We start from the raw sequence: 25,293 nt of genomic DNA on the forward strand, positions 1-25,293 counted from the left end.
TCCCAACCCCGCCCGCCCACCCATCCCTCCTCCGTCCCATGATCAAAGACCTCATCGTCTGGAATTCCCTCCGCGCCCAGGTCACCTCCTGGCGCGAACTCGCCGAACAGGTCGTCACCGCCCACCAGGCCGGCGGCGAGGATGCGAAAAAGCTCCTCGCCAAGGGCTGGACCCCGGACGACGGCAAGGTCTTCCTCGACTTCGTCCGCCGCGCCGAGGACGAACTGAACCAGTTCGCCGCCCCCGAGGAGGCGGAGATCGAGGACGACACCGACGGCGCCATCATCCTCAGCGCGCCCGCCCTCAGCGCCCTCCAGCACCTCGTCGAGCAGGCCAACATCGATGCCAACCTCGTCCTCCGCGCCACCGCCCAGGGCGCCGTCGGCGACCGCGCCGGCCTGACCGAACATGAACTTCATCCCGCTGCCAAACCGCCGCCCGGTCAGCGCCTCTTCTACAGCCCCTTCGATGAACCCGGCGTCCTCTACCTCACCGAAGGTGCCAAGGCCGTCGCCTATCGCATGCTCAAGGGCTACCATCCCTTCTCCCAATCGCCCCCCTCCGTCCCCCTTGCCCCCAAGGCCCGCATCCTCCTCGTCGGCGACTGGGCCACCGGCGTCGGACGCGCCCGCGACATCGCCGCCCTGATGCGCAAAGAACTCGATGCCGCCCCCGCAGTCGAACGTCACGTGGTCCACCTCGGCGACATCTACTACTCCGGCTGGGCCGCCGAATGCCGCAAACGTTTCCTCGATCCGTGGCCGGTCCGCCCCGGCGAGTCCGGCGTCTTCAGTTGGTGCCTCAATGGCAACCACGACATGTACTGCGGCGGCGACGGCATCTTCCAGGTGGTCCTCGGCGATTCGCGCTTCGCCCGTCAGGCCGGCTGCACCTACTTCGCCCTCGGCAACGAACACTGGCAGATCCTGGGCCTCGACACCGCCTACGACGAATGGAACCTCCAGCCCGGCAACCTGGACCAGGTGGCCTGGGCCCGAAGCGTGCTCAACGCCAATCCCGGCGCCCGCGGCATCCTCCTCAGTCATCATCAGCCCCACAGCGCCTATGAAGGCACCGGCCCGAAAAAGGCCGGCCGCATCGCCGCCCAGGCCTTCCCCCTCCTCGAAGGCCGCCGCACCCACGCCTGGTTCTGGGGACACGAACATCGCTGCGCCGTCTATGATCCCATCGACTTTTCCGCCGCCGGGGGCACCGCCAGCCTCCCCCTCGGCGCCTGCCTCGGCCATGGCGGTGTCCCCACCCGCCCCACCCGCGACTCCAAACCGGGCGTGCGCCACGTCCTCACCGACATCGTCCGCTACGGCATCGAGAACTTCGCCATGATGGGCTTCGCCGTCCTTGACCTCGACAACGACCACGGCCAGCTCCGCTGCATCAACGAACGCGGTGTCGAACATTTCCGCGCCGACCTCGCCTGACCGCCCGCCCCCCGCTCCCATCCTTCATGGACACCTGGACCGAACGGCAGCGCGTCTCCCTGACGCGCTGCCTCGAAACCTTCGAAGACCAGTTCCGCGAATGGGAGGCCCGGACCGAACGCGCCCCCTGGGAAATCCACTACTCCCAGGTCCGCGCCGCCACCGCCCACCTCGGCGTCCTCCGCGATCGCCTCCGCCAGACCCTCGATGAAGGCCAGGACAACCAGATCGAACTCCGCGTCCTCTCCGCCTGGCGCGTCTGGGAGGCCTTCCGCAACCGCCTCGGTCAACGCCAGGAGGAGATGTTCCGACCCGGCCTCACCGCCGCCGACGAAGTCGCCTGGGCCTGCCGCATCCCCATCGCCAACGCCTTCGAACGGGCCAAAGTCCCCACCCCCAAACAACCGCCCCTCGCCTTCCTCAACGGCTCGGTCAGCCCCAACGCCCTCGTCCGCGCCCGCCCCTTCCACGCCGAACCGGTCTTCGGCGAACCCCTCTCCCGTGCCGCCGAACGCCTCCTCGAAAGCCTCCCCGTCCCCCTCATCGGCCTGCCCTGGCACGAGGCCTTCCATGCCCCCGCCATGGTCTCCATCCCCCATGAGGCAGGCCATGTCGTCGAAGCCGATTTCACCCTCACCGCGGCCCTCGACCAGGCCCTCGCCGCCGCCGCCCCCGCCAGGGCCGACGACTGGAAACGCTGGCGGGCCGAGGTGTTCGCCGATCACTTCGCCGTCCGCCATTGCGGCCCCGCCTTCGTCGGCCTCCTGATCGATCTGCTCGCCCCGCGCTTCGCCACCACCCCGGCCAATGCCTATCCCCCCCATGTCGTCCGGATGGAACTCTGCCTCGTGGCGCTCGAGGAACAGGGCCTCGCCTCCCAAGCCGCCCACCGCCGCCTTCAATGGCTCCAACGTGTCGGCCCGGCCAATGGCACCCCCGACGCCCCGCTCGCCGCCGAAGTGCGGCAGATCGTCCGTGCTCTCGGCGACCTCCGCGTCGGCAACGACCGGCTCGCCGATGTCGTCGCCTTCCATGCCGACCGCAACCGGCTGGTGACCGAACTCGCCGCCGATGTCCGCGCCGGAAGCTGGACCAACGGCGAGGCGGATCCCACCACGGTGATCGCCACCGCCTGGCAGGTCTTTGAAGAGGATCCCAACTTCTTCGCCCGCCAGGATGCCACCGAGGAGATCTACGCCCGCATCCTCAAGGCCCCCGGCGCCGGCGCCCGACGCGGCCGCGACCCACGCCGGTCCGCCGCCCCCGGACAAGCCCGCCGTTCCTCTCCCGCCGACACCACGGACTCCTACGCCGATCAGGCCCGCCGCTTCGCCGACCAATGGCTGGCGGAACGGCTCGACGATCGCCCGGAATGACCCCGAAGCCTCCCCGTCCCATGGCCCCCGCCCAACGACGCCGACGCGCCCCTTCCAACCCGCTGCGCCTTCTCGCTCTCGATGCCGACGGCCATGTCCTCGGCCCGTTTCCCCTCACCGGCCGTCCCGAAAAGCCTACCCTGCCCGAGGTTGCCATGTCCTGGTCGAACCTCGTCGCCCGCCGCCGGCAGTGGAGCGAGGCCGGAAAAGACCTCAGCACGTCCCTCGAAGAGGCGGTCAAGATCCTCCTGTCCTTCGGCCTCTCGGACGCCCACCTCGAATCCCTGGCCCGCTGCAGGATCATCCAGGTCTGCATCCCCTGGACCGGTGAGGAGGAAGGCTGGCCCGAACGCATCCTCCCCTGGGAGTTCCTCATCGTCCTCGCCCTCCGCGCCCGCCACCCCGGCTTCCGCAGTCCCACCGTCGTCCGCCACCTCGAAGTCCCGCACCTCCCCGACGATCCGCCCCGCACCAGCCCCACCCGCGCCCGTGCCTGGATCGCCTGCCCCGGCGATCGCGCCTACGCCGCCACCCGCGAACGGTTCCAGCAGGAGGCCGAACTCGTGCGGGAACACCTCGAATCCCCCCCCATGGAGGTGACCTTCGGCCACGAATCCTCCTCCCTGGAATGCGCCCTCCACCAGGCCTCCGAACTCGATGCCGCCCTCGTGATGCATTTCCTCGGCGTCGTCGAAACCCGCCCGTCCGCCCGCCCGCCCCATCCTCCCAGACCCCACGTCTGGTTGCCGGAACCCGCCACCGATCGCACCCCCTCCCGTCGATCCGCCACCTCCCCGGCTTCCGACCCGCACCGCCTCCAGTCCCCACCCCCGGCGCCCGGCTGGCGCGAATTCGACGATGCCGCCACCGTCCTCGCCGGTCCCCGGAGCCGGCATCCCCGCCTGGTGACCTTCGGATTCCGGGACACCGGGCCCCGCCTGGCCGCCCTGACGGTCGCCGCCGGGGCCCACGCCGCCATCGGATTCCAGGACCAGGTCTCCAGCGAGGTCAGCGAGTCGTTCTATTGCCTCTTCTACCGGAAATGGCGGGAGACCGGCTGGGACCTCTGCCGCGCCTTCTCCGAGGCGCGCCGCGAGATCTCTTCCCAGTTGCGCGGCACCGGCATCGTCCTCTGGTCGCGGCATTCCCTCATCGGCCACGCCCCGCGGCCGGTCGCTACACCCCGTCGCGCCGGCGCCACCTCCGCCCCCCCCCAATCCGCCCCCGCCGCCCCCGCCGCCTCCGTCGCCCCCGTCGCCTCTGCCTTCTTCGTCCAGATTCCCCCCACCTCAGCCCCGCCGCCTGTTCCCCCGCCGCCGCCGATCCCCATTCCGGCGCCCGCCCAGACCGCTCCCGGGACCCTCCCCTTCCCGTCCCTCCTCACCACGGGCATCACCGTCACCGCCGTCGCCGCCCCTGCCCTCAATTACTCCGTCCTCCACAACCAGCGCGGCACCTCCCTCCTCGAAGGCCTCGATGCCTCCGGCATGGACCCCGCCTCGGCAGCCAGCCCGGGCGGCGGAGTCGCCCCCATCCGCCTCTTCTCCACCTTCGCCCTGCGTCGCAGCCCCCTCCTCCCTCCCGATACCGCCGTCGAGGTCGAGGTCACCCTCTTCGCCGGCGACGAAGTCTGCACCTGGCGCCAGCTCGAACGCCTCGACACCCCCTCGAAAGACATCAGCGCCCATATCCGCGTCCCCCTGACCTCCACCCTCGCACGCACCCTCCGCGAAAGCCTCCGCACCACCGTCGAAACCAGCGTCCGCCACCTCGGCTGCCTCGTGCATCGCCAGTCCCACGCGGTAACCCTCCTCGCCATCGACGAATGGCGCGACGACGGCGTGTGCCACGTCTTCCTCCCCTCGTTCGTCATGCCGCGCGATCCCGCCGCCATCGAACTCGTCCGCCTGGCCCGTCGCTGCCTCGGCGCCCTGACCGACGATTTTTCCGCCGGCTTCGACGGCTACCAGAGCGGCCGCACCACCGCCGTGGATCTCCAGGTCCGCGCCATCTGGGCGGCCATCGTCCAGGAATGGCAGCCCGGCTACATCAACCCGCCCCCCAGCTTCTCCCGCAGCTCCCAACGCCTCCGCACCCCGTCCGCCATCCTTCGCGAACGCGCCGGCACCTGCATCGACCTGTCCCTCCTCCTCGCCGCCTGCCTCGAATACGTGGACATCCACCCCTTCCTCGTGCTCGGCCCCGGCCATGCCTACGTCGGCTACTGCCGCGAAAACCGGCCCCACGGGGAACGCCTCATCCCCATTCAGGACTCCGAACTCGCCCCTCCTCCCAGCCAGTCCCTCGACAACCGCCAGACTCCCCAGGCCTCCCAACGCATCCCGCCCCCCTGGGTGTACGACCGCGCCTACCACCGCGCCATCGTTCGTCAACTCGACCAGGGCCGCATCGTCGCCATCGAGGCCACCGGACTCTCCCGCCCGCTTCCCTTCGAGGAAGCCTGCCGCCTCGGCGCCCGCACCCTCTGCAAACGCCTCGAGTTCGACTGCCTCATCGACGTCCCCGGCGCCCGCGCCCCGGGCCACGATGTCACCCCCCTCCCCACCGTGACCTCCGCCTGATCCCCGATCCCCCTCCAGCCTCGCCCCGCTCGTCCCTCCGAACGTTCCAGGCGCACGATGCCTTCGGAGGGCCGAGTTCCACGAGGCCGCCCAGCCAACGCAACAAACCCCTCCAGCCTCGCCCCGCTCAGCCACCCAACGATCCCGCCCCCCGCAATCGCGCCAGCAATCCCGAATGCCGCGCCTCGACCCGGTCCTGGGCCAGCGCCCGCGCCAGCGCCTGCTTCTGCCCGATCACCACCACCAGCCGCCGCCCCCGCGTCACCGCCGTGTACACCAGGTTGCGACGCAGCAGCACGTACTGCTGCATGGCCACGGGAATCACCACCGCCGGAAACTCCGATCCCTGCGCCTTGTGAATCGTGATCGCGTACGCCAGTTCCAGCTCGTCCAGCTCCCCGAAATCGTACCGCACCTCGCGCCCGTCAAACCGCACCGTCACCTCCCGCTCCTCCGCATCGACCCGTTCGATCTGCCCGATGTCGCCGTTGAACACCTCCTTGTCGTAGTTGTTCTCCGTCTGCAGAACCTTGTCCCGCGGCCGGTAACGCCACCCGAACTTCTCGACCGCGGGCTCCCCGTCCCGCGCCGGATTCAGCGCCTCCTGCAACCGGCCGTTCAGCTCCCGCACCCCCAGCGAACCCCGGTGCATCGGACACAACACCTGGATGTCCCGGATCGGATCCAACCCGAACCGTCCCGGAATCCGCTCGCGCACCATCCTCAACAGGGTCTCCGCAATCCGGTCGCTCTCCTCCCGCTCGATGAAGTGAAAATCCGATTCCATCCCCGCCGGCACCGCCTCCGGCGGCAGCCCCTGCCGGAACCGGTGCGCCGTCGTCACAATCCGGCTCCCCGCCGCCTGCCGGAACACCTCGGTCAGCCGCGCCACCGGCACCACCCCGCTCTCGATCAGGTCCCGCAGCACGCTCCCCGGCCCCACCGACGGCAATTGATCCACGTCCCCGACCAGCAGCAGCGCTGCGTCCGGCGGCAGCGCCCGCAGCGTGTGGTGCATCAGGATCACATCCACCATCGAACACTCGTCCACCACCAGCAGGTCCGTCTCCAACGGATTCGACTCGTTCCTCCCAAACCCGCCCCCGCCCGGCTGTGCCTCCAGCAGACGATGCAGCGTCCGCGCCGGCAGACCCGACGCCTCCGACATCCGTTGCGCCGCCCGCCCCGTTGGCGCCGCCAGCAGACATCGCACCTTCTTCGCCCCCAGAATCCCCAGAATCGCCCGCACCAACGTCGTCTTCCCCACCCCCGGCCCGCCCGTCAACACCAGCACCCGCGATCCCAACGCCCGCCCCAAGGCCTCCCGCTGGCTGGGCGCCAGCACCTCACCGGTCCGTTCCTCGTACCACCCGATCGCCTTGTCCCGGTCGATCGGCGGAAAAGGAGCCGTTCCCGACGCCAGTCGAAGCACCCGCGCCGCCACCCCCCGTTCCGCCCGCAGCAACGCCGGCAGGTACACCAGCTCCTCGTCACCCACCGTCTCCTCCACCAAAGCCTTTCGCTCCACCGCCCCTTCCAGCGCCGCCGTCACCAGACCCTCCTCCACCCCCAGCAGAGCCATCGCCCCTTCAACCAGCCGCCCCCGCGGCAACGCGCAGTGCCCCTGCGACGTCGCCTCCCCCAGCGTGTGATCCAATCCCGCCTCCGCCCGCGCCAGCGAATCCCGCGGTATCCCCAGCCGCTCCGCGATCCCGTCCGCCGTCCTGAACCCGATCCCCGGAATGTCCCGCGCCAGCCGATACGGATCGGACCGCACCGTCTCGATCGCCGCGTCCCCGTAGGTCCGGTGGATCCGCACCGCCCGCGCCGTGCTCACCCCATGCGCGTGCAGGAACACCATGATCTCCCGGATCGCCTTCTGCTGGCCCCACGCCTCCCGGATGGTCCGCCGCCGCTTCGGCCCGATCCCATCCACCTCCTCGAGCCGCGCCGAATTCTCCTCGATGACCTTCAGCACCCCCTCCCCAAACCGGCCCACCAGCTTCTTCGCGCACACCGGCCCCACCCCCTTGACCAGGCCGCTCCCCAGAAACCGCTCGATCCCCTCCCGCGTCGTCGGCGCCGTGCACTGCATCCGCTCCGCCCGGAACTGGCGTCCGTAGTGCCGGTCCTGAATCCACCCCCCTTCCGCGTGCAGCCATTCCCCCGGATTCACCGCCGCCACCGTCCCCACCACCGTCACCAAATCCCGGTGCCCCCGCGCCTGCACCTTCACCACCGCAAACCCCGTGTCCTCCTGGTGAAACGTCACCCGCTCGACCAGGCCCGACAGCGTCTCCGCCCCGGACCGTGCCGCCGCCGCCCCCTGTTTCCCGGTTCGATGCAAGTTCCCCACGGCCTCCGCCCCGATCCTAGCCACCCCTCCCCCCCGCCGTCACCACCGCCCTCAATCCCCCCCTGCTTCACCCTTCGGAGGGACGAGCTCCGCGAGTCGGCAATCCATCGCTCCCCACCCTTTCCCCCTCCCCGCTACTCGTACTCAGCCCGGAGGGCGGTACTCGTACTCGTACTCGGTCCTCGACTCGCAGGCACACCGCTTCAGCGTCGCCTCATCGCTGGCCCGATCGGTTCGATCGTCTTCGGACCTCCCATCGCGCCTGCGAACCGGGCAGGGCGATTACGATTACGATTACGATTACGATTACGATTACGAGTACGAGTACGAGTCCTGCTGCGAAAGACTGGGGTTCGCTGGCGGGGTGGGGACGTGGGGGCCAAAGCCTGGGTCGGACTCTGTTGGGTGTGCACGCTTCAGCGTGTCGGGACGGATCTGGGAGGCTCACGCTGAAGCGTGTACGCCCAACCGTCCCTCCGACTTCACCCCCCCCACTTCACCCCTTCGGAGGGACGAGCTCCGCGAGTCCTCCATCTATCGCACCCCCTCCATCCCCTGGAGGCGCGGACGTCACGACGCGAACTTTCCCTCAGCCAGGCAGCCCCGGAAACTCCGTCACCCGGAGATTCGTGCATCCGTAGGGAATGAGTTCGACTTCCTCGACCGGCTCGCTCGAGGCGACCCCGCCCAGCGGCACCTCCTCCGCCCACCCGTGACGCAGGCTCCATCGCGGCAGGCGTCGGGCCCGGGCCCGGGCCACCATGCCGGCGCCATCCGGTGAAAACGGGCGTTCCCCCACGGGTCGTTCCTCGAACCGCAGACTTTCCTCCGGGCGCGCTTCGTCCAGGACCAACCCGTAGTTCCAGGGTGTGGACGGGCGCACCTCGAAGTCGGCATGGGGCAGTTCCCGGTGCGGCATGCCCTCGTGAATCCGCGTCCACGTCTCCCCCATCCGCAACGCATAGACCAGCGGGCCGCGCTCCACCGACATCGCCCCGTGGTAGCGCCGGGTCACCTGGGCGGACATGGGAAAGCGCAACTCGATGGCGGTGGTGCCACGCCAGGTTCGCGCGAGGCGATGGTAGGTCCCGGGATCCAGCCCGCGCTCCGACCCGCCCGCCACCCGCACCGTCGCCCCACGCGTCCAGCCGGGCACCCGCAACAGCAACGGAAAGCGCACCGCGCCCTCCGTCCTCACGCTCAGGCGCAGTGTCTCCCGGAACGGATACTCCGTGTCCACCGTCACCCGCACCGGCGTGCCGCCCACCTCCAGGCGCACCTCGCCGGGTGCGTAGGCCACCGCCGCCAGGCCGCCTTCCGGGGTCCTCATCCACAGGTGCGCCGCGAACTTCGGCCAGCCCTGGTGCATGTTGGCCGTGCAGCAGCCGTAGTGGGGCTCCAGGCCGAAGATGTTCGAGTCGTCGCCATTGGTGGTCCACATGTGGTCGGGATTGACCGTGCACTGGACCTGGTTCGCCTGCTGGTCGTACTGGTGCGACCACATGTCGGGCGCGAAGGCCGCCGGCAGCGCGTTGAAGGCCATTCGTTCCAACCGGTCTCCGATCGCCGGGTCGCCCGTCACCGATGCCACCCACTCGAGTGAGTACAGGGCCTCCACGACGGCACACAGCTCCGTCCCCTGCGTCGGGCTCCGCCCCGCCAGGCATTCGTCACCCGTGAACATCCCGTTCGCCTGACCATGATGCCGGTCGAGCAGCGCCAGCATGCGCGCCGGAAACGACCGGTCCTCCGGATCGCCGGACAGACGCCACGCCAGCGCGTACGCCTTCAGCGCCATCGCGGTGTTCACCACGTGCTTCTCGAACGTCCACAACCCGCGCCGCGGCGTCGGCGCCGTCACGTCCGCCCCCTCGTAGAACGCCCGATAGTCGAACCCCTGGCGCCGCAACGTGCCCGCCAGCTCCAGCAGCCAGGTCTCCCCCGTCCGTTCCCAGGCGTGGAAAACCGGGATCAATCCCTCGAACCATCGGAATCGGCCCCAGTCGAACAGCGGCCTCCGCTCCAGCGCCTCCCGGACCGCCCGAAGATTCCGGATGACCGCCTTCAGCACCCAGTCGTCGCCCGTGGCCTCGTGGTATTGCACCAGCACCTTGTCCGCCAGGAGTATGGCCCACAGATCGTAAGGCCGGGCCGCCGCATCGGCCGGATAGGGCGCGAACCATCCGTCCGGACGCTGGCGCGCCACAATGTGGTCCACATACCCCCGCAGGCGCGTCTGCAACGCCTCGTGGCCCAGCAGCCAGGCCAGCGGAATCGCCCCGTCCATCCAGTACGGCGCCCGTTCCCACCCCTCCGCCTGCCCGCCGAACCACTGGCTCTGCGCCACATCCGGCCAGAAGGTGTCCAGATGCCCCGTCAATCCGTCCGCCTGAATCCGCAGTTGCCGCTCCAGCCAGCCGGACGGACGAATCGATCCCAGCGGCAACGGACGCCACGCCGGTTCAATCAGTCCATCCGAAAGGGCCCGGCGCCGCCCACGGGATGATGTCGTTCCCGTCCCGTCGGCCGGGCGTGCGACAGGAACCGCAGCCAGGGTGGCGGTCCCCGCGGAGAGTCGGGCCAGGAAGGTGCGTCGCGGCAGTTCGATGGGGTTCATGGGCGTCATGGAACTTGGGGGAACGCCCCCCTTTTCCCGCGGGCCATCGTCCCGTGCAAGCCTTCGGGGAGCACCCGGACCCTGCATCCCGAAGTTGTGGGGAGAGCTGCGACCTTCGCCAGGCATCGCTTCGGAGGGCCGAGTTCCACGAGGCCGCAACGGTGTGGAGCGTTGGGTTGAGGACTCGCGGAGCTCGTCCCTCCGATTCGCTGCCTCCTCACCCTCAACTCCGGGATGCATCCGTCGATGACGCCCAAGGATGTGCAGGCTTGAGCCTTGGCCCCTGGTTTGAATTGCCCACGGTGAACCATCTTCCGCACGGCCCCTCAGAACCCTTGAGCCGGCGATTGGACTCCAGCCTCCGCAAACAGGTCTCGCTGAAGGCGATGCCAAGGCGACTTCTCAGGAGTCCCGGAATCGCAGCGCCAAAGCAGCCGCACGCGGTGGCCATGGTGTGAACAGAATTCATGGCAGCGATGACGAAGTTCCATTGGATTCATGGAGGGGAGGGAGCGGCCCATGGCATGACCGTTGCTAATGGATCGAACGGGCTGCGATCGGAAACGTGGACTTTCCTCATCAACGGGCAATCTCCTGGGCAACTCCGCTCTTGGAACACTTCTCCCGCACGTTCCCGGAGCCGCTCAATCAACCAAACTCATGAAATCCAAGACAGTCATTCGCGGGACCGGCGCCTGGCGCCGGATGACCCATTGCGGTTTGCGCGTGGGAGGCGGCGCACTGATTGCCGGTGCGGCACTCGCTCCGGAGGCGGCGTTGGGGGCGGACCCGACGCGCATCGACCGGATTGAGCGCGAGAACCGGGAACTTCGGGACCGCCTCCAATCCCTGGAGAATGTCGCGCAACGGGCCGGCATCCTTCCCAGCGGGCAGCCAGCCCCAAGGATCGTGTCCTCACTCTCCGAGATCTCCCTCTCCGGCATGGTGCAGGCGTCCTACTTCTACAACTCGAACGAACCGGTCGATCAGGACATCGACGGCAACCCGATCAAGGGCGCGTCGGACGGCTACCTCTGGAACACCACCCACAATTCCTTCTCGATCAACAAGGTGAAGCTCACGCTGGCCAGCAAGCCGGTCGAGCGCAGCGGGGACACATGGGACGCCGGATTCCGGGTGTCGATGATCTGGGGCGAGGACGCTCCGGTGCTCAACACCGGCGGCGAACGACAGGGCCTCGAGGATCTCCGCGAAGCCTACATCGAACTCAATGCCCCCATCGGCACCGGCCTCAACATCCGGGCCGGCCAGCTCATCTCCCTGCTGAACTTCGAATCCGGCGACGGCGGCGCGGTCAATCCCAACTTCTCCCAGGGGTACCAGTGGTTCTTCACCGGCAATGGCCCGGCCGCCGGCGTGCAACTGGGATACACCTTCACCGACTGGCTCGACATGAAGGTCCGCGTCCAGAACGGCATGTACGCCGGCGCCGTGGACAACAATGACGCCAAGACCGTGATGGGCAGCATCGGCCTCAAACCCGACGACAAAACCTGGATCAATCTGATCGGGTTCGGCGGACGTGAGAACGCCTCGACCTCCGTCGCCGGCGGCTCGGTTCTGGCCGGCCGCAAGTTCGGGGAACGCCTCAACACGGGCTTCGAGTTCGACTACTTCAACTTCGACCCGGTCTCCGGTCCCTCCGCCGACCTGTGGTCGGTCGGCGCCTGGATCTGGTACGAGTTCAATCCGAAGTTCGGCATCGCCCTCCGCGGTGAGTACCTCGACGATCCGGACGGCGGCGGCCTCAAGGGCATCACCCTCCCCGGCCGCCCGGGCAGCGCCATCCTCTCGGCCGACCCCGACGGCAGCCTCTCCAGCCTGACTCTCACCCTCAATTTCAGCCCGGCGCCGAATGTCCGGATCCAGCCCGAAATCCGGTACGACCACACCTCGTACGCGGGCGGCTTCGACGGGCACCGGGACCGCTTCATCTTCGGGGCGGGGGTGAGTTACCTCTTCTGAACCCAGTTCCCTACCAAACCTCACAACCTCACTCGAAACGAATATCCTTACACTCACGTATCCATCATGAAGCTCACCCTCCAACGAATCCTCTGCGCGCTGGGACTGACCGTTCTGGCGACCACCGCCCAGGCTGCCGCCGCCACCGTGAAGGTCGGGGTGCTGCACTCCCTCAGCGGCACCATGGCCATCAGCGAGACGTCCCTCAAGGACGTCCTCCTGTTCACCTTCGACGAGATCAACAAGGCCGGCGGCGTGAAGGCCGGCGGCCAGTCGTACATGATCGAGCCGGTGGTGATCGATCCCGCCTCCAACTGGCCCCTGTTCGCCGAAAAAGCCCGGCAGCTCCTCGAACAGGACAAGGTCGCCGTGGTCTTCGGCTGCTGGACGTCGGTGAGCCGAAAAGCCGTGCTGCCGGTGTTCGAGCAGCTCAACGGCCTCCTCTTCTATCCCGTCCAGTACGAGGGCGAGGAGCTGTCCCGTAATATCTTCTACACCGCCGAGGCGGTGAATCAGCAGGCCATCCCCGCCGTGGATTACATGCTCGGCGAGGGCAAGAGGAAATTCTATCTCCTCGGCTCGGATTATGTCTATCCCCGGACCACCAACAAGATCCTCAAGGATTATCTCCGCCTGAAGGGAATCCCCGATTCGGATATCCACGAGATCTACACCCCGTTCGGTCACACCGACTACCAGACCATCGTCGCCGAGATCAAACGGTTCGCCGCCGGCGGCGGGGCCTGCGTCATCAGCACCCTCAACGGCGACACCAATGTCCCGTTCTTCAAGGAGTTCGCCAACGCCGGCCTCACCGCCGTCAACTGCCCCGTGGTGTCGTTCTCCATCTCCGAGGATGAGTTCCGCGGGCTGCCCGCCAAGGACCTCGCCGGCCATCTCGGCTGCTGGACCTATTTCATGTCCATCCGCACGCCCGAAAACACCCGGTTCGTCCGTGACTTCACCGCATGGCTCCGGCGGCCGACCATCACCGGGGTGAATTACCGCGTAACCGGCATCGACTCGCGCCGGCGCGTGACCTGCAGCCCCATGAACCTCTCGCGCATCGGTGTCCACCTCTGGAAACAGGCCGTCGAGAAGGCCGGAACCTTCGATGTGGACAGGGTCCGCGAAGCCATGATCGGACAGACCTTCCTGGGCCCCGCCGGCCAGGTCACCATGCAGGCCAATCATCACCTGGTGAACAACGTGTACATCGGCGAAACCCTGGCCTCGGGGCAGTTCAAGATCATCAAGACCATCCCCGGCGTCGCCGCCGAACCCTTCAGCGAGAAATTCCTGGGCGCGATGGCCGCGCGTTGACGCGCCGCTCCGCCCGGACGAGGGACAGAAAGGGAGGCGGGCCCAGTGCTCGGGGCCCGCCTCCTGATGACGACCGGTTCCCATTCCATTTCCGAACTCTGACCGCATGGTGGCCCGATTCCTTCCCGCATGGTGGGCGCTGCTCCTGGTGATGACCGCTCCCGCTGTCTCGGGAGCCCTCCCCGCCAGCCCCGCGCCGGTGCCGGCCTCCCGGGCCACCCTGGTCGAGGCGATCCTCGGCGACGATCCCGACGAACGCGCCGAACGGCTCCGGGAACTCGCCGACGCCGAGGATCCCATGCTGGTTCCCGTGCTGACCGCATGGCGCGGCGGCTCCCTTTACCTGGATGATTCCGCCGAGCCCCCGGTCCCCTTCCTCCTCGACCCGCAGGAGGACGAGGAGGGCCGCTCCCGCGGAATCCGCGTGGCCGACGGCGCCTTCCTCCTCGATGAGGACGGCAACCCGCGCTGGTTCGAGTCGTTCGAACTGTTTCCCGTGGACTCCGACAACGACGTGCGCCGGCTGGTCAAGACGATCCTCGACCTGGCCACCATGTCGTCCGGCACGGCCCGCGCCCGGGCGGACGCCATCCGGACCCTCGGGCTCGAACGGAACCCCGAATATCTCCCGCGGTTCGAGGCGCGTCTCGAGATCGAGGAGTCGGCCATGGTCCGAAGGGCCTTGCGCGAGGCCCAGGCGGTGACGCGCATGGCGGGCGACGATTCCCAGGAGCGGCTCGAGGCCGTCCGGGAACTCGGCCTGCTCAGATCGATCGGCGCACTCGGCCTGCTTCGTGACCTGAGCAACCAACTCGAGACCGATCCGGACTCCGGCGACCCGGAACTCCGCCGGGCGCTGCGCCGCAGCATCGCCGCCATCGAGAATCACATGGCCTGGGGCAGCTTCTTCGGAACCGCCTTCCGCGGCCTGAGCCTCGGCGCCGTCCTGCTGATCGCCGCCCTTGGCCTGGCCATCACCTTCGGCCTGATGGGCGTCATCAACATGGCCCACGGGGAGGTGATGATGGTGGGGGCCTACTCGGCCTATGTGATGCAGACCGTCTTCGCGGGCTGGTTCGGCACCTCGGGGACGGGCTTCGACCTCTACTTCCTCGCCGCCATTCCCTTCTCGTTCCTGACCGCCGGACTGGTGGGACTGGCGCTGGAACGTGGCGTGATCCGCTTTCTCTACCGCCGCCCCCTCGAGTCCCTGCTGGCAACCTGGGGAGTCAGTCTCCTCCTCCAGCAACTGTTCCGGCATGTGTTCGGCGCGGCCAACGTTCAGGTGAGTTCCCCAAGCTGGCTCAGCGGCAGCCTGGTGATCCGGGACGTCCTCCTGGCCTACAACCGGATGTTCGTCATCGCCTTCGCGCTCTCCATCGTGCTCGGCACCTACCTCCTGCTCACCCGCACCTCCCTCGGACTTCAGATCCGGGCGGTGATGCAGAACCGGCCCATGGCCTCCGCCCTCGGCGTCCGCACCGAACGGGTGAACATGCTCACCTTCGCCTTCGGCTCCGGCCTCGCCGGAATGGCGGGCGCCTGCCTGTCCCAGCTCGGCAATGTCGGCCCGAGCCTCGGCCAGAGTCACATCGTGGACTGCTTCATGGTGGTGGTCCTCGGCGGGATCGGCAGCCTGGTGGGCACCGTGTTCGCCGCCCTGGGAATCGGATTCGCCGACCAGATTCTCCAACCCTGGATGGGGGCGGTCATGGGCAAGATCACCGTGCTCACCGCCATCATTCTCTTCCTGCAATGGCGCCCCTCCGGCCTGGTCGCCATCCGCAGCCGCAATCTCGAAGGATGAGTTCAACCCGACCCATTTCCCGTCTCGAGGCGTGCGTGGTGGCCGCCCTGGCCCTGCTCGGCCTCGTGGTGCTGCCGTGTCTCAACGCCTTTCTCGAACCCGGCCATCCGCTGCATGTCAGCAATTTCACCATCACCGTGTACGGGAAATACCTGTGCTACGCCGTGCTGGCCGTCGGGGTCAACCTGCTCTGGGGCTATACCGGCCTCCTCAGCCTCGGCCAGGCACTCTTCTTCTCCCTCGGCGGATACGCCCTGGGCATGCACCTCATGCTCATGATCGGCAACCTCGGACAATACCGCGCCGACATCCCGGATTTCATGGTCTTTCTCGAGTTCCCCAAACGCTACCCGGACACCGGCGGATTGCCGCCCCACTGGGTGCCGTTCCGGAGCTTCTGGTTCGCCGCCGCCGCGGTGCTCTGGGTCCCCGGCCTGGTGGCCTTCGTCTTCGGCTGGCTCGCCTTCCGCTCCCGCATCAAGGGCGTGTACTTCTCCATCCTCAGCCAGGCCCTCACCTACGCGGCCACCCTCATGTTCTTCCGGAATGACTTCACCTTCGGAGGCAACAACGGCCTGACAGACTTCAAGTTCATCCTGGGAGCCGACATCAATTCCCCCGCCACCAAGCGTGCCCTCTACATCGCCTCCGGCGTCCTCCTGCTCGGCGTGTATCTCCTCTGCCGCTGGCTCACCTCCACCCGCTTCGGCCTCATCCAGCGGGCCATCCGTGACAGCGAAAACCGCGTCCTCTTCTCCGGGTACGCGACGGCCAATTTCAAACTCTTCGTCTTCGTGCTGTCCGCCATGATCTGCGGCCTCGGCGGGGCCCTCTTCGTCCCCCAGGCCGGCATCATCAATCCCAGCGAGATGGCACCCGACAAGTCCCTCGAGGCCGTGGTCTGGTGCGCCGTCGGCGGTCGCGGCAATCTCTTCGGACCCATCCTCGGCGCCGTGACCGTCAATGCCCTCAAAAGCTACGCCACCCGCGCCTTCGCCGAACAATGGCTCTATGTCCTCGGCGCCCTGTTCATCGGGGTCACCCTCTTCCTCCCGGGCGGCCTCATCGGCCTCCCCGCCCAGATTCGCGATGCCCTCCGCCGGCGCCGCGCCGCGAAACAGCCGGAGCCAGGCTCCCCAGCCCCGGAGGACCGGCCGTGATCACCCCCAAGCCGTTCCGCCTCGCCCTCGAGGGCGTGGACAAGGCCTTCGACGGCTTCAAGGCCATCACCCAGCTCAGTCTCTACCTCGAGGACGGTGAACTCCGGGTCATCATCGGCCCCAACGGCGCCGGGAAGAGCACCATGCTCGATCTCATCACCGGACGCACCCGCCCCGACCGGGGCAGTATCGAGTTCGCCGGCTCGATCGATCTCACCCGCCTCAATGAGTATCAGATCAACCGGCTCGGCATCGGCCGGAAGTTCCAGACCCCGTCGGTCTATGGATCTCACACGGTCTTCGAAAACATCTGGTTGTCCCTCGAGGGGCCCCGCGGCGTCTGGCATTCCCTCTTCGCCCGCATCACCCGGACCCAGCGCGAACGCATCGCCGAGGTCCTCGAGATCGTCGGCCTGTCCGCCCACGCCAACCGCGCCGCCGGAACACTCTCCCACGGCCAGAAACAGTGGCTCGAAATCGGCATGCTCCTCGCCCAGAATCCCAAGGTGCTCCTCGTCGATGAACCCGCCGCCGGAATGACCGACGAGGAAACCGCCCGCACCGGCGAACTCCTCCTCAGCCTCGCCGGACAACACACCATCGTCGTCATCGAACATGACATGGCCTTCGTCCGCCAGATCGCCCGCAAGGTCACCGTCCTCCACCAGGGCAGCGTCCTCTGCGAAGGCACCGTCGATGAGGTGCAGAACGACGAACGCGTCATCGAGGTCTATCTCGGCCGCAAGAAGAAATCCCAGCCTGTCCCCGGATGCTCAACCTGAACGACATCACCGTCGCCTACGACGGCTCCCGCATCCTCCGCGGGGTGAGTCTCACCGTGGGTCGCGGCGAGGTGGTCTGCCTCATGGGCCGCAACGGCGTCGGCAAAACCACCACCCTCAAGGCCGTCGTCGGCCATGTCCGACCCGAATCCGGCTCGGTCCGCCTCGGTGACGCCACCCTGACCGGACTTTCCCCGGACCGGCGCGCCCGCCTCGGCCTGGGCTATGTGCCCCAGGGACGCGACATCTTCCCGAACCTCACCGTGGACGAAAACCTGAGGATCGGCGCCATCGCCCAGGGACGCCGCCTCAACGGTGAACTCGAACGGGTCTTCGACCTGTTTCCCGTCCTCCGCGACATGCCGTCCCGCAAGGGCGGCGTGCTGAGCGGCGGACAACAGCAGCAACTGGCCATCGGCCGGGCCCTCCTCACCAACCCTTCCGTCCTCCTCCTCGACGAACCCACCGAGGGCATTCAGCCGAATGTCATCGACCAGATCGGGGACACGATCAAAAAACTCCGCACCCACGGCCTGTCCGGCAGTCACGACTACGCCGGCGAGATCGGCGACGCCATCCGGCGGCTCCGGGCCGAGGGACGCCTCGGGATCCTGCTGGTCGAACAGTATCTCGATTTCTGCCTCGAGGTCGGAGACCGGTTCTATGTGATGGACCGCGGTGCTGTGGTGGCCCAGGGACCGATCGGAAGCCTCGATGAGGCAATCGTGAAGCGGTATCTCACCGTATGACCGGTCCCCTGCGCGACGCCGATCTCCTGTCCGCGTCTCCCTCTCAGACCGGCGCGGAATCCGGAGCCGCGCGGCTCGAGGTCGCATGCGTGGACGGTGCGACCGCCGTGACCTCCGCGTACAGCCGCAGCCCGATGCGGCTGCTCGTCCCGGTGGCGCGCGGGGCAAGCGTCTGGGCCTACACCGCCAGCTTCGGCGGCGGATGCGTGGCCGGTGACCGCTCCTCCCTCGACCTCCAGTTGGGCGCCGGAACGCGCTGCTTCGTCGGCACCCAGTCGTCCGGCAAGGTCTATCGCAACCCCGAGGCCAGACCTTCCGGTCACCTCACCCGGGCCACGCTCGGCCCCGGCTCCCTGCTGGTGTTCGCGCCGGACCCGGTGCAGGCCTTCGCCGACTCGGTGTATCTCCAGCGGCAGGTGTTCTCCCTCGAGGCCGGTGCCGGCCTGGTGCTCCTGGATGGACTGACGGCCGGACGGGTGGCCCGCGGGGAACGCTGGGCCTTCACCCGCCTCCAAAGTCACAACGAGATCGTGGTCGAGGGACGTCGCCGGCTCCTCGATTCGCTTCGGCTCGATCCCGCCGACGGACCCCTGGGACTGCCTCATCGTCTCGGTCACTGCAATGCCCTGGCCGTCATGCTCCTCATCGGCCCGCCCGTGCGGGAGGCCGCGGCGCAACTGGCGGCAGCGTGGGCCTCACGACCGATTCCCGGTCGCAGCGCATCCCTCATCGCCAGCGCCAGCCCGGTTTCCGACGGCCTCCTCCTGCGCTTCGCCGGCCGGGATCCCGGGGAGGTGTTCCGCGAATGCCGGCGCCAGCTCGATTTCGTTCCGGGATTGCTCGGAGACGATCCCTGGGCCAGAAAGCGCTGAGGCACACCCCGTCCGTCGCCATGCATCTCTCGCCCCGCGAACTCGACAAGCTGATCCTCCACAACGCCGGGTTCCTGGCCCAGAAACGCCTCGCCCGCGGCGTGCGCCTCAACCATCCGGAAGCGGTCGCCCTCATCGCCACGCAGCTCCTCGAGTTCATCCGCGACGGTCGCCGCGTGGCCGAGTTGATGGATCTCGGTCGCCAGTTCCTCGGAAGGCGTCAGGTCCTGCCCGGCGTGCCTTCCATGATCCACGAGGTCCAGGTCGAAGGCACCTTCCCCGACGGCACCAAGCTCGTCACCGTGCACCATCCGGTCTCCCGCGAACACGGAGACCTCGCGCTCGCCCTCTACGGCAGCTTCCTTCCCGTCCCCGATCCGGAACGGTTCCCGGCAATGCCCGATGAACCCGAACCCGGCGCCTTCGAAATCGCCGACGGTGACCTCGACCTGAATGCGGGCCGCACCACCATCGAGCTTCCCGTCACCAACCTGGGCGACCGCCCCGTCCAGGTCGGCAGTCACTACCACTTCATCGAAACCAACCCCCGCCTCGAGTTCGATCGCGAAAAGGCCTACGGGCGCCGCCTCCACATCCCCGCCGGCACCGCCGTCCGCTTCGAGCCGGGCGAGACACGCACCGTGACGCTCGTGAACATCGGCGGCGACCGGGTGATCCGGGGCGGCAACGGACTCGCCTCGGGCCCGGTCTCGGAAGCCGGGCGTCGCGCCGCCATGGAAACCGTCCTCGCCCGCGGCTTTGCCCACCGTCCCCAGCCATGAACCGACGCCACTACGCCAGCATGTTCGGCCCCACCACCGGGGACCGCGTCCGACTGGGCGACACCGACCTGATCCTCCAGGTGGAACACGACCACACGGTGTACGGCGACGAATGCAAGTTCGGGGGCGGAAAGACGATCCGTGAAAGCATGGGCCAAGCCACCGGCGTGGCCCCCGAAGACGCCCTGGACTGCGTCATCACCAACGCCCTCATCCTCGATGTCACCGGCATCTTCAAGGCCGATGTGGGGATCAAGGACGGCCGGATCGCCGGAGTCGGAAAGGCCGGGAACCCCGACGTCATGGCCGGGGTGACGAAGGGGATGATCGTGGGCGTGACCACCGAGGTCATCGCCGGCGAAGGCCTGCTGCTCACCGCCGGCGGACTCGATGTCCACATCCATTTCATCTGCCCCCAGCAGGCGTATGAGGCGGTGGCGTCGGGCCTCACCACCATGGTCGGCGGCGGCACCGGCCCCGCCACCGGGACCTGCGCGACCACCTGCACCCCGGGCGCCTTCCACCTCCGCGCCATGCTCCAGGCGACCGATGCGTTGCCCCTCAACTTCGGCTTCACCGGCAAAGGCAACACCGCGCTGCCCGCGGGATTGCCGGAACAAATCCTCGCCGGGGCCATCGGCCTCAAGCTCCACGAGGACTGGGGCACCACACCCGCCGCCATCGACTGCTGCCTGCGCGTCGCCGACGACGAAGACATCCAGGTCACCATCCACACCGATACCCTCAACGAGTCCGGCTTCGTCGAAACCACCCTGGCCGCCATCGCCGGGCGCACCATCCACACCTACCACTCCGAAGGCGCCGGGGGCGGTCACGCACCGGACATCCTCCGCGTCTGCTCCGAGCCCAACGTCCTCCCCAGTTCCACCAACCCGACCCGCCCGTACACCGTCAACACCCTCGATGAACACCTCGACATGCTGATGGTGTGTCATCATCTGGATCCCGACCTGCCGGAGGATGTCGCCTTCGCCGAAAGCCGCATCCGCGGAGAAACCATCGCGGCCGAGGACATCCTCCACGACCTCGGCGCCATCAGCGTCGTCTCCAGCGACAGTCAGGCCATGGGCCGGATCGGCGAGGTCATCACCCGCACCTGGCAGACCGCCGACAAAATGAAGCGCCAGCGGGGCCGGCTGCCGGAGGAGTCCGGCCCCAACGACAACCTTCGCATCAAACGGTACCTCGCGAAGTACACGCTCAATCCCGCCCTCGCCCATGGCATGGGCCATCTCCTCGGCTCGATCGAGGTCGGCAAACTCGCCGACCTGGTCCTCTGGCGCCCGGCCTTCTTCGGAGCCAAACCCGAACTCGTCCTCAAGGGCGGCTTCATTGCCTGGGCCCAGATGGGGGACCCGAACGCCAGCATCCCAACGCCGCAACCCGTGCTCATGCGCCCGATGTTCGGAGCCTATGGCCGGGCCGTCGGCCCGCACTCGATCGCCTTCGTCAGCGAACGCTGCCGCGCCGAGGGTGTCGCCGCACAGTATGGCCTCTCCAAACGCATCGAAGCCGTCCACGGCTGCCGCGGAATCGGCAAGAAGGACATGCGCTGGAACAACGCCACCCCGCGCATCCACGTCGATCCCGAAACCTACGCCGTGACCGCCGACGGCGTGCCGCTCGTCTGCGAACCGGCCACGGTCCTGCCGCTGGCCCAGCGTTACTCCCTGTTCTAGCCCGGCGATGGAGGGAAGCGCCGGTCCGCATCGAGGGGAGCAGGGCGCGCCCCCCGCCGCCGGCGCATCCGACTGGCTCCTGTGGCAGTTGGTGGATTCCGCACTGCCCACCGGCGGATTCGCCCACTCGGGCGGCCTCGAAGCCGCACGCCAGTTCGGGGCGGTCACCGGAGGCGCCGAACTGGCGGCCTTCCTCGAAACCAGCCTGCGCCAGACCGCCCGCGCCGCACTGCCCTACGTCAATGTCGCCTTCCGGGAACCTGACCGCCTCGCCGAGTGGGACGCCCACTGCGACACCTGGCTGAGCAACCACGTCGCCCACCGCGCCAGCCGCCTTCAGGGCCGGGCCTTCTGGACCGCCGTCGGCCGCGCGTTCCTTCCCGGCATCGGATCGGCCCCCGAACCGGGCCACCTGGCACCCGTCTTCGGCTGGATCGCACACCGGCTTGGATTGTCCGCCGCCCAGACCGTGCGGGTGTTCCTCTTCCTGCATCTTCGGGGACTGGTCTCGGCCTCCGTACGCCTCGGAATCGTCGGCCCCCTCGAGGCCCAATCCATCCAGGGTCGCCTGGCGCCCCTCGCGGAATCCCTGGCCCGGGACGGGGCGCCCTTCGGACTCGACGACCTCGCCCAAACCGCCCCGCTGCTCGAAATCTGGCAGGCCGCCCACGACCGGCTCTACTCGCGGCTCTTCCAGAGCTGAACCCACCCGACCGGAATCAATGCGGCACACCCATCGCATGCTGCCAGGCATGCACCACGTGGTCCCGGATGATCCCGATCCCCCGGCCCTCCCGCACCGCGGCAAACACCCACGGACCGGCGCCTCGCATGGCCAGCGTGTCCCGTTCCATGACGGCAAGATCCGCACCCACGGCGGAGGCGAGATCGATCTTGTTGATGACCAGCAAATCGCTCTGGGTGATCCCCGGGCCGCCCTTGCGCGGGATCTTGTCGCCCCCGGCCACATCGATCACCTGGATCGTGAAGTCCGCCAGTTCGCGGCTGAAGCAGGCCGCCAGGTTGTCGCCGCCGGATTCAATCAGCAGCACATCCGGCCGGAACAGGCGGTGAAGCTCCTCCAGGGCCAGCAGATTGGCGGTGATGTCCTCGCGGATGGCCGCATGGGGACATCCGCCAGTCTCGACGGCGCGAATGCGTTCCGCAGACAGCGCCTCGTTCCGGATCAGGAACTCCCCGTCTTCCCGGGTGAAAATGTCGTTGGTCACCACCGCCAGGCTCAACCGGTCGCGCAGGCTCCGGCAAAGCTGCAGGACCAGGGCCGTCTTGCCGCTGCCAACCGGCCCGCCAATCCCCACGGTGAAGGCGCGGGTGCTGAAGTCGCGTTCCAGGGGACGCTCCCGCTCATGGAAATGCCCGGGATGATCCAGGATCTCGTGCGTGTGCCCATGACCCTCCTCATGGGAGTGCCCGACTCCGGGCGGATGCGGATGCGGATGCGGATGCAGGTGCGGATGCGGATGCGGATGCGGATGCGGATGCGGATGCGGATGCGGATGCGGATGCGGATGCGGGTGCGAATGCGGGTGCGAATGCGGGTGCAGGTGCGGGGCGCTCATGATGCCGTCGTCCGACACCCCACGCTGATGGATTTGCCGCGTTCTGCCAATCCGGGATCGACCTCCCCAAGCCCCAGGGGGCAGGGGCTTTGGCATCGTCCCCAAGGATGATCCGAGGTTTTTTGGACAGGATGAACAGGATCAACAGGATCCAGAAGAGCCGCTTGCCTGCCGGATTTCGCGGTGAGTCGATGGATCCCTGTCTGTTGCTCCGCTCCATCCTTCATCCTGTCGAAAGACTTCAGACCAGACGCTTCATGACGTTGTGAATCGCCCCGGAGGGCCGGCAGCTTCCCCTTCGATCGGGTCCAGGCCCCAAAGGGGCCAGATGAGATAGCCCAGGGCGACCGAGCCCTGGGATGTGGCGGGTAAAGGTTCGGGCAAGCCCTGAAGGGGCGCGACCTCGCCGCAAACTTGCTCCGGGTTGTTCGATGAACGTTCGCGGTGGGTTTGGGCAGGTCGCGCCCCTTCAGGGCGCCGATGATTTCACATTGCGCGTACCCAGGGCGTTGCCCTGGGCTATCTCATTTGGCCCCTTTGGGGCCCCCCCGGTTTGCCAGTCAAATGGCCAAACTCCAGGGAAACCCGGAGGGTTTCCAGAGATTAGCCGGGGGTCGGACCCGGCTCCGCGGGTTCGACCCCCGGGAAGAAGTCCCACCTCGCACACGACCCCGCCAGGGGTCGCAGATCGACAGAATGCAGAAGAGCCGCCTGCCTGCCGGATTTCGCGGTGAGTCGATGGATCCTTGTCTGTTGCTCCGCTCCATCCTGTTCATCCTGTCCAATACCTCAAACCAGTAATGCGTCGCCTTGTCCCTCCGAGTCCGGCAATTCCCGGATCAAGCCTTCCTGAGAAGACTTGGATTCACCACAGCGCAACCACCCATAAGGAAAGCCCGATTATTATCCAGGCAGCACGGATCCACCAACGTTCAATCCAGACAGGCGATCTGGATGCACCTTGGACTTTGTGACCTTCGTGGCTTCGTGGTTTCTCATGCGGCCACCCTGCTGGCGGCAAATCCCTTGACACACCCTCAACCGATCGCGGCACATTCTTCCCCGTACCCGATTGGGCAGTGCTGTTTTGGCCTGTCATCATGGTCCTTCGAGCCTCACTCCGATGTTCGAAGGACCCAAAAGCAACGACTCAGTTAGCAACAACATCATGATCCTGAACCAATCGTCCGCCTCGCGCGGGCGCCGCACCGCATGGCTGGCCATTGCCTGGCTGGCCGCCGGGTCCGCGGCGTTCGCACTCTCCGACGTCACCCAACCCGGCGATCCCATCTTCGCCTCGTCGGCCAACAGCCCGGGCTCCGAAGGCGTGGCCAATGCCATCGACGGGCAGCCGACCAAGTACCTCAACTTCGATTCCGGTCGCGACGGCGCCGTCAACGGCTTCTCCCCCTCCGGCTTCGCCGTCTCCCCGACGGTCGGCATGACGCATGTGACCGGGATGCTGATCCAATCGGCCAACGACGGCCCCGAACGCGATCCCAAGATCGTCCTCCTCGAGGGCTCCAACGACGAGTCCATCGAGGGGTACGGTGACGGCAACTGGGAGGAAATCACCACGCTGGAGTTCCCCGCCTTCTCGGCCCGGTTCCAGACCCAGACGCTCTTCTTCGAAAACCTGCGGCCCTACCGGCACTACCGCTGGACGGTCCTCGAAACCTCCGCCCCGAACACTTGCTGCATGCAGGTTGCCGAGGTCGAACTGCTCGGCACCACGCTGCCGACCGACGTCACCCAGCCCGGCGATCCGATCTTCGCCTCGTCCGCCAACAGCCCCGGCTCCGAAGGCGTGGCCAATGCCATCGATGGGCAGCCGACCAAGTACCTCAACTTCGATTCCGGTCGCGACGGCGCCGTCAACGGCTTCTCCCCCTCCGGCTTCGCCGTGAGCCCGTCCATCGGGCGAACCCTCGTGACCGGGATCTCGATGCAGTCCGCCAACGACGCCCCCGAACGCGATCCCCGCACCATCCGCATCGAGGGTTCTCATGATGAGACCATCGATTCCTACAGCGGCGGCAACTGGGAGGAGATCGTGACCCTCGAGGACCTCCCCGCCTTCACCGCCCGGTTCCAGACGCAGACGTTCCTCTTCGAGAACTACACCCCCTACCGGCACTACCGCTGGACGGTCCTCGAAACCGCCGCCCCCAATACCTGCTGC

Annotated in this window: 18 protein-coding genes; 14 read left to right on the plus strand and 4 right to left on the minus strand. The window is 67.7% G+C overall.

Annotated elements, in window-relative coordinates:
* The first annotated feature begins 38 nt into the window (after positions 1-38).
* Positions 39-1,439: a metallophosphoesterase gene (locus KF833_20065; GenBank protein ID MBX3747610.1), complete on the plus strand. Its 1,401-nt coding sequence runs from the start codon at positions 39-41 to the stop codon at positions 1,437-1,439.
* Between the two features lie 26 nt (positions 1,440-1,465).
* Positions 1,466-2,815: a hypothetical protein gene (locus KF833_20070; protein ID MBX3747611.1), complete on the plus strand. Its 1,350-nt coding sequence runs from the start codon at positions 1,466-1,468 to the stop codon at positions 2,813-2,815.
* Here KF833_20070 and KF833_20075 read toward each other — a convergent pair.
* Entirely contained in the window at positions 2,755-3,786 is a 1,032-nt protein-coding gene (locus KF833_20075; protein ID MBX3747612.1) for a hypothetical protein, read from the minus strand. The two genes, KF833_20070 and KF833_20075, sit on opposite strands and share 61 nt — an antisense overlap.
* 516 nt (positions 3,787-4,302) lie before the next feature.
* Here KF833_20075 and KF833_20080 point away from each other — a divergent pair.
* Positions 4,303-5,397 (plus strand): hypothetical protein, encoded by a 1,095-nt coding sequence (locus KF833_20080; protein ID MBX3747613.1) that lies wholly within the window; start codon positions 4,303-4,305, stop codon positions 5,395-5,397.
* Between the two features lie 127 nt (positions 5,398-5,524).
* Here KF833_20080 and KF833_20085 read toward each other — a convergent pair whose 3' ends face one another.
* Entirely contained in the window at positions 5,525-7,744 is a 2,220-nt protein-coding gene (locus tag KF833_20085; GenBank protein MBX3747614.1) for an ATP-dependent RecD-like DNA helicase, read from the minus strand.
* Positions 7,745-8,342: 598 nt separating this feature from the next.
* On the minus strand, positions 8,343-10,370 hold the full coding sequence (locus KF833_20090) for a glycoside hydrolase family 127 protein (protein MBX3747615.1): 2,028 nt from the start codon (positions 10,368-10,370) through the stop codon (positions 8,343-8,345).
* Positions 10,371-11,030: 660 nt separating this feature from the next.
* On the opposite strand from KF833_20090, the gene KF833_20095 reads away from it, so the two are divergent.
* The 10 genes from KF833_20095 to KF833_20140 all read left to right on the plus strand — a co-directional run bounded on the left by KF833_20095 (position 11,031) and on the right by KF833_20140 (position 22,234).
* Positions 11,031-12,356 carry an outer membrane beta-barrel protein gene (locus KF833_20095; GenBank protein ID MBX3747616.1) on the plus strand — a complete coding sequence of 442 codons (1,326 nt, stop codon included), beginning with the start codon at positions 11,031-11,033 and terminating at the stop codon, positions 12,354-12,356.
* 66 nt (positions 12,357-12,422) lie between these two features.
* Positions 12,423-13,679 carry an urea ABC transporter substrate-binding protein gene (urtA, locus tag KF833_20100; GenBank protein ID MBX3747617.1) on the plus strand — a complete coding sequence of 419 codons (1,257 nt, stop codon included), beginning with the start codon at positions 12,423-12,425 and terminating at the stop codon, positions 13,677-13,679.
* A 151-nt stretch (positions 13,680-13,830) separates the two neighbouring features.
* Positions 13,831-15,486, plus strand: a complete 1,656-nt coding sequence (urtB, locus tag KF833_20105; GenBank protein MBX3747618.1) for an urea ABC transporter permease subunit UrtB — start codon at positions 13,831-13,833, stop codon at positions 15,484-15,486.
* Positions 15,483-16,646 (plus strand): urea ABC transporter permease subunit UrtC, encoded by a 1,164-nt coding sequence (gene urtC / locus KF833_20110; protein MBX3747619.1) that lies wholly within the window; start codon positions 15,483-15,485, stop codon positions 16,644-16,646. Before urtB ends, urtC begins: the two co-directional genes overlap by 4 nt.
* Positions 16,643-17,428 carry an urea ABC transporter ATP-binding protein UrtD gene (gene urtD, locus KF833_20115; GenBank protein MBX3747620.1) on the plus strand — a complete coding sequence of 262 codons (786 nt, stop codon included), beginning with the start codon at positions 16,643-16,645 and terminating at the stop codon, positions 17,426-17,428. The genes urtC and urtD overlap by 4 nt, the downstream gene beginning before the upstream one ends.
* Positions 17,416-18,177 carry an ABC transporter ATP-binding protein gene (locus tag KF833_20120; GenBank protein MBX3747621.1) on the plus strand — a complete coding sequence of 254 codons (762 nt, stop codon included), beginning with the start codon at positions 17,416-17,418 and terminating at the stop codon, positions 18,175-18,177. Before urtD ends, KF833_20120 begins: the two co-directional genes overlap by 13 nt.
* Positions 18,174-19,049, plus strand: a complete 876-nt coding sequence (locus KF833_20125) for an urease accessory protein UreD (GenBank protein ID MBX3747622.1) — start codon at positions 18,174-18,176, stop codon at positions 19,047-19,049. The genes KF833_20120 and KF833_20125 overlap by 4 nt, the downstream gene beginning before the upstream one ends.
* A gap of 20 nt (positions 19,050-19,069) precedes the next feature.
* A complete protein-coding gene (gene ureA, locus KF833_20130; GenBank protein MBX3747623.1) occupies positions 19,070-19,831 on the plus strand; it encodes an urease subunit gamma in 762 nt (253 codons plus the stop codon).
* A complete protein-coding gene (gene ureC / locus KF833_20135) occupies positions 19,828-21,531 on the plus strand; it encodes an urease subunit alpha (GenBank protein ID MBX3747624.1) in 1,704 nt (567 codons plus the stop codon). Before ureA ends, ureC begins: the two co-directional genes overlap by 4 nt.
* Positions 21,532-21,538: 7 nt before the next feature.
* Positions 21,539-22,234 (plus strand): urease accessory protein UreF, encoded by a 696-nt coding sequence (locus KF833_20140; GenBank protein ID MBX3747625.1) that lies wholly within the window; start codon positions 21,539-21,541, stop codon positions 22,232-22,234.
* Positions 22,235-22,250: 16 nt separating this feature from the next.
* Here the strand turns inward: KF833_20140 and ureG are convergent, their stop codons facing one another.
* Positions 22,251-23,111: an urease accessory protein UreG gene (gene ureG / locus KF833_20145; protein MBX3747626.1), complete on the minus strand. Its 861-nt coding sequence runs from the start codon at positions 23,109-23,111 to the stop codon at positions 22,251-22,253.
* Between the two features lie 1,168 nt (positions 23,112-24,279).
* Here ureG and KF833_20150 point away from each other — a divergent pair.
* Positions 24,280-25,293, plus strand: a 1,014-nt coding sequence (locus tag KF833_20150) for a hypothetical protein (GenBank protein ID MBX3747627.1), incomplete at its 3' end; no start/stop codon positions are given.

The organism is Verrucomicrobiia bacterium, assembly GCA_019634625.1.
Taxonomy (GTDB): Bacteria; Verrucomicrobiota; Verrucomicrobiia; order Limisphaerales; family CAIMTB01; genus CAIMTB01.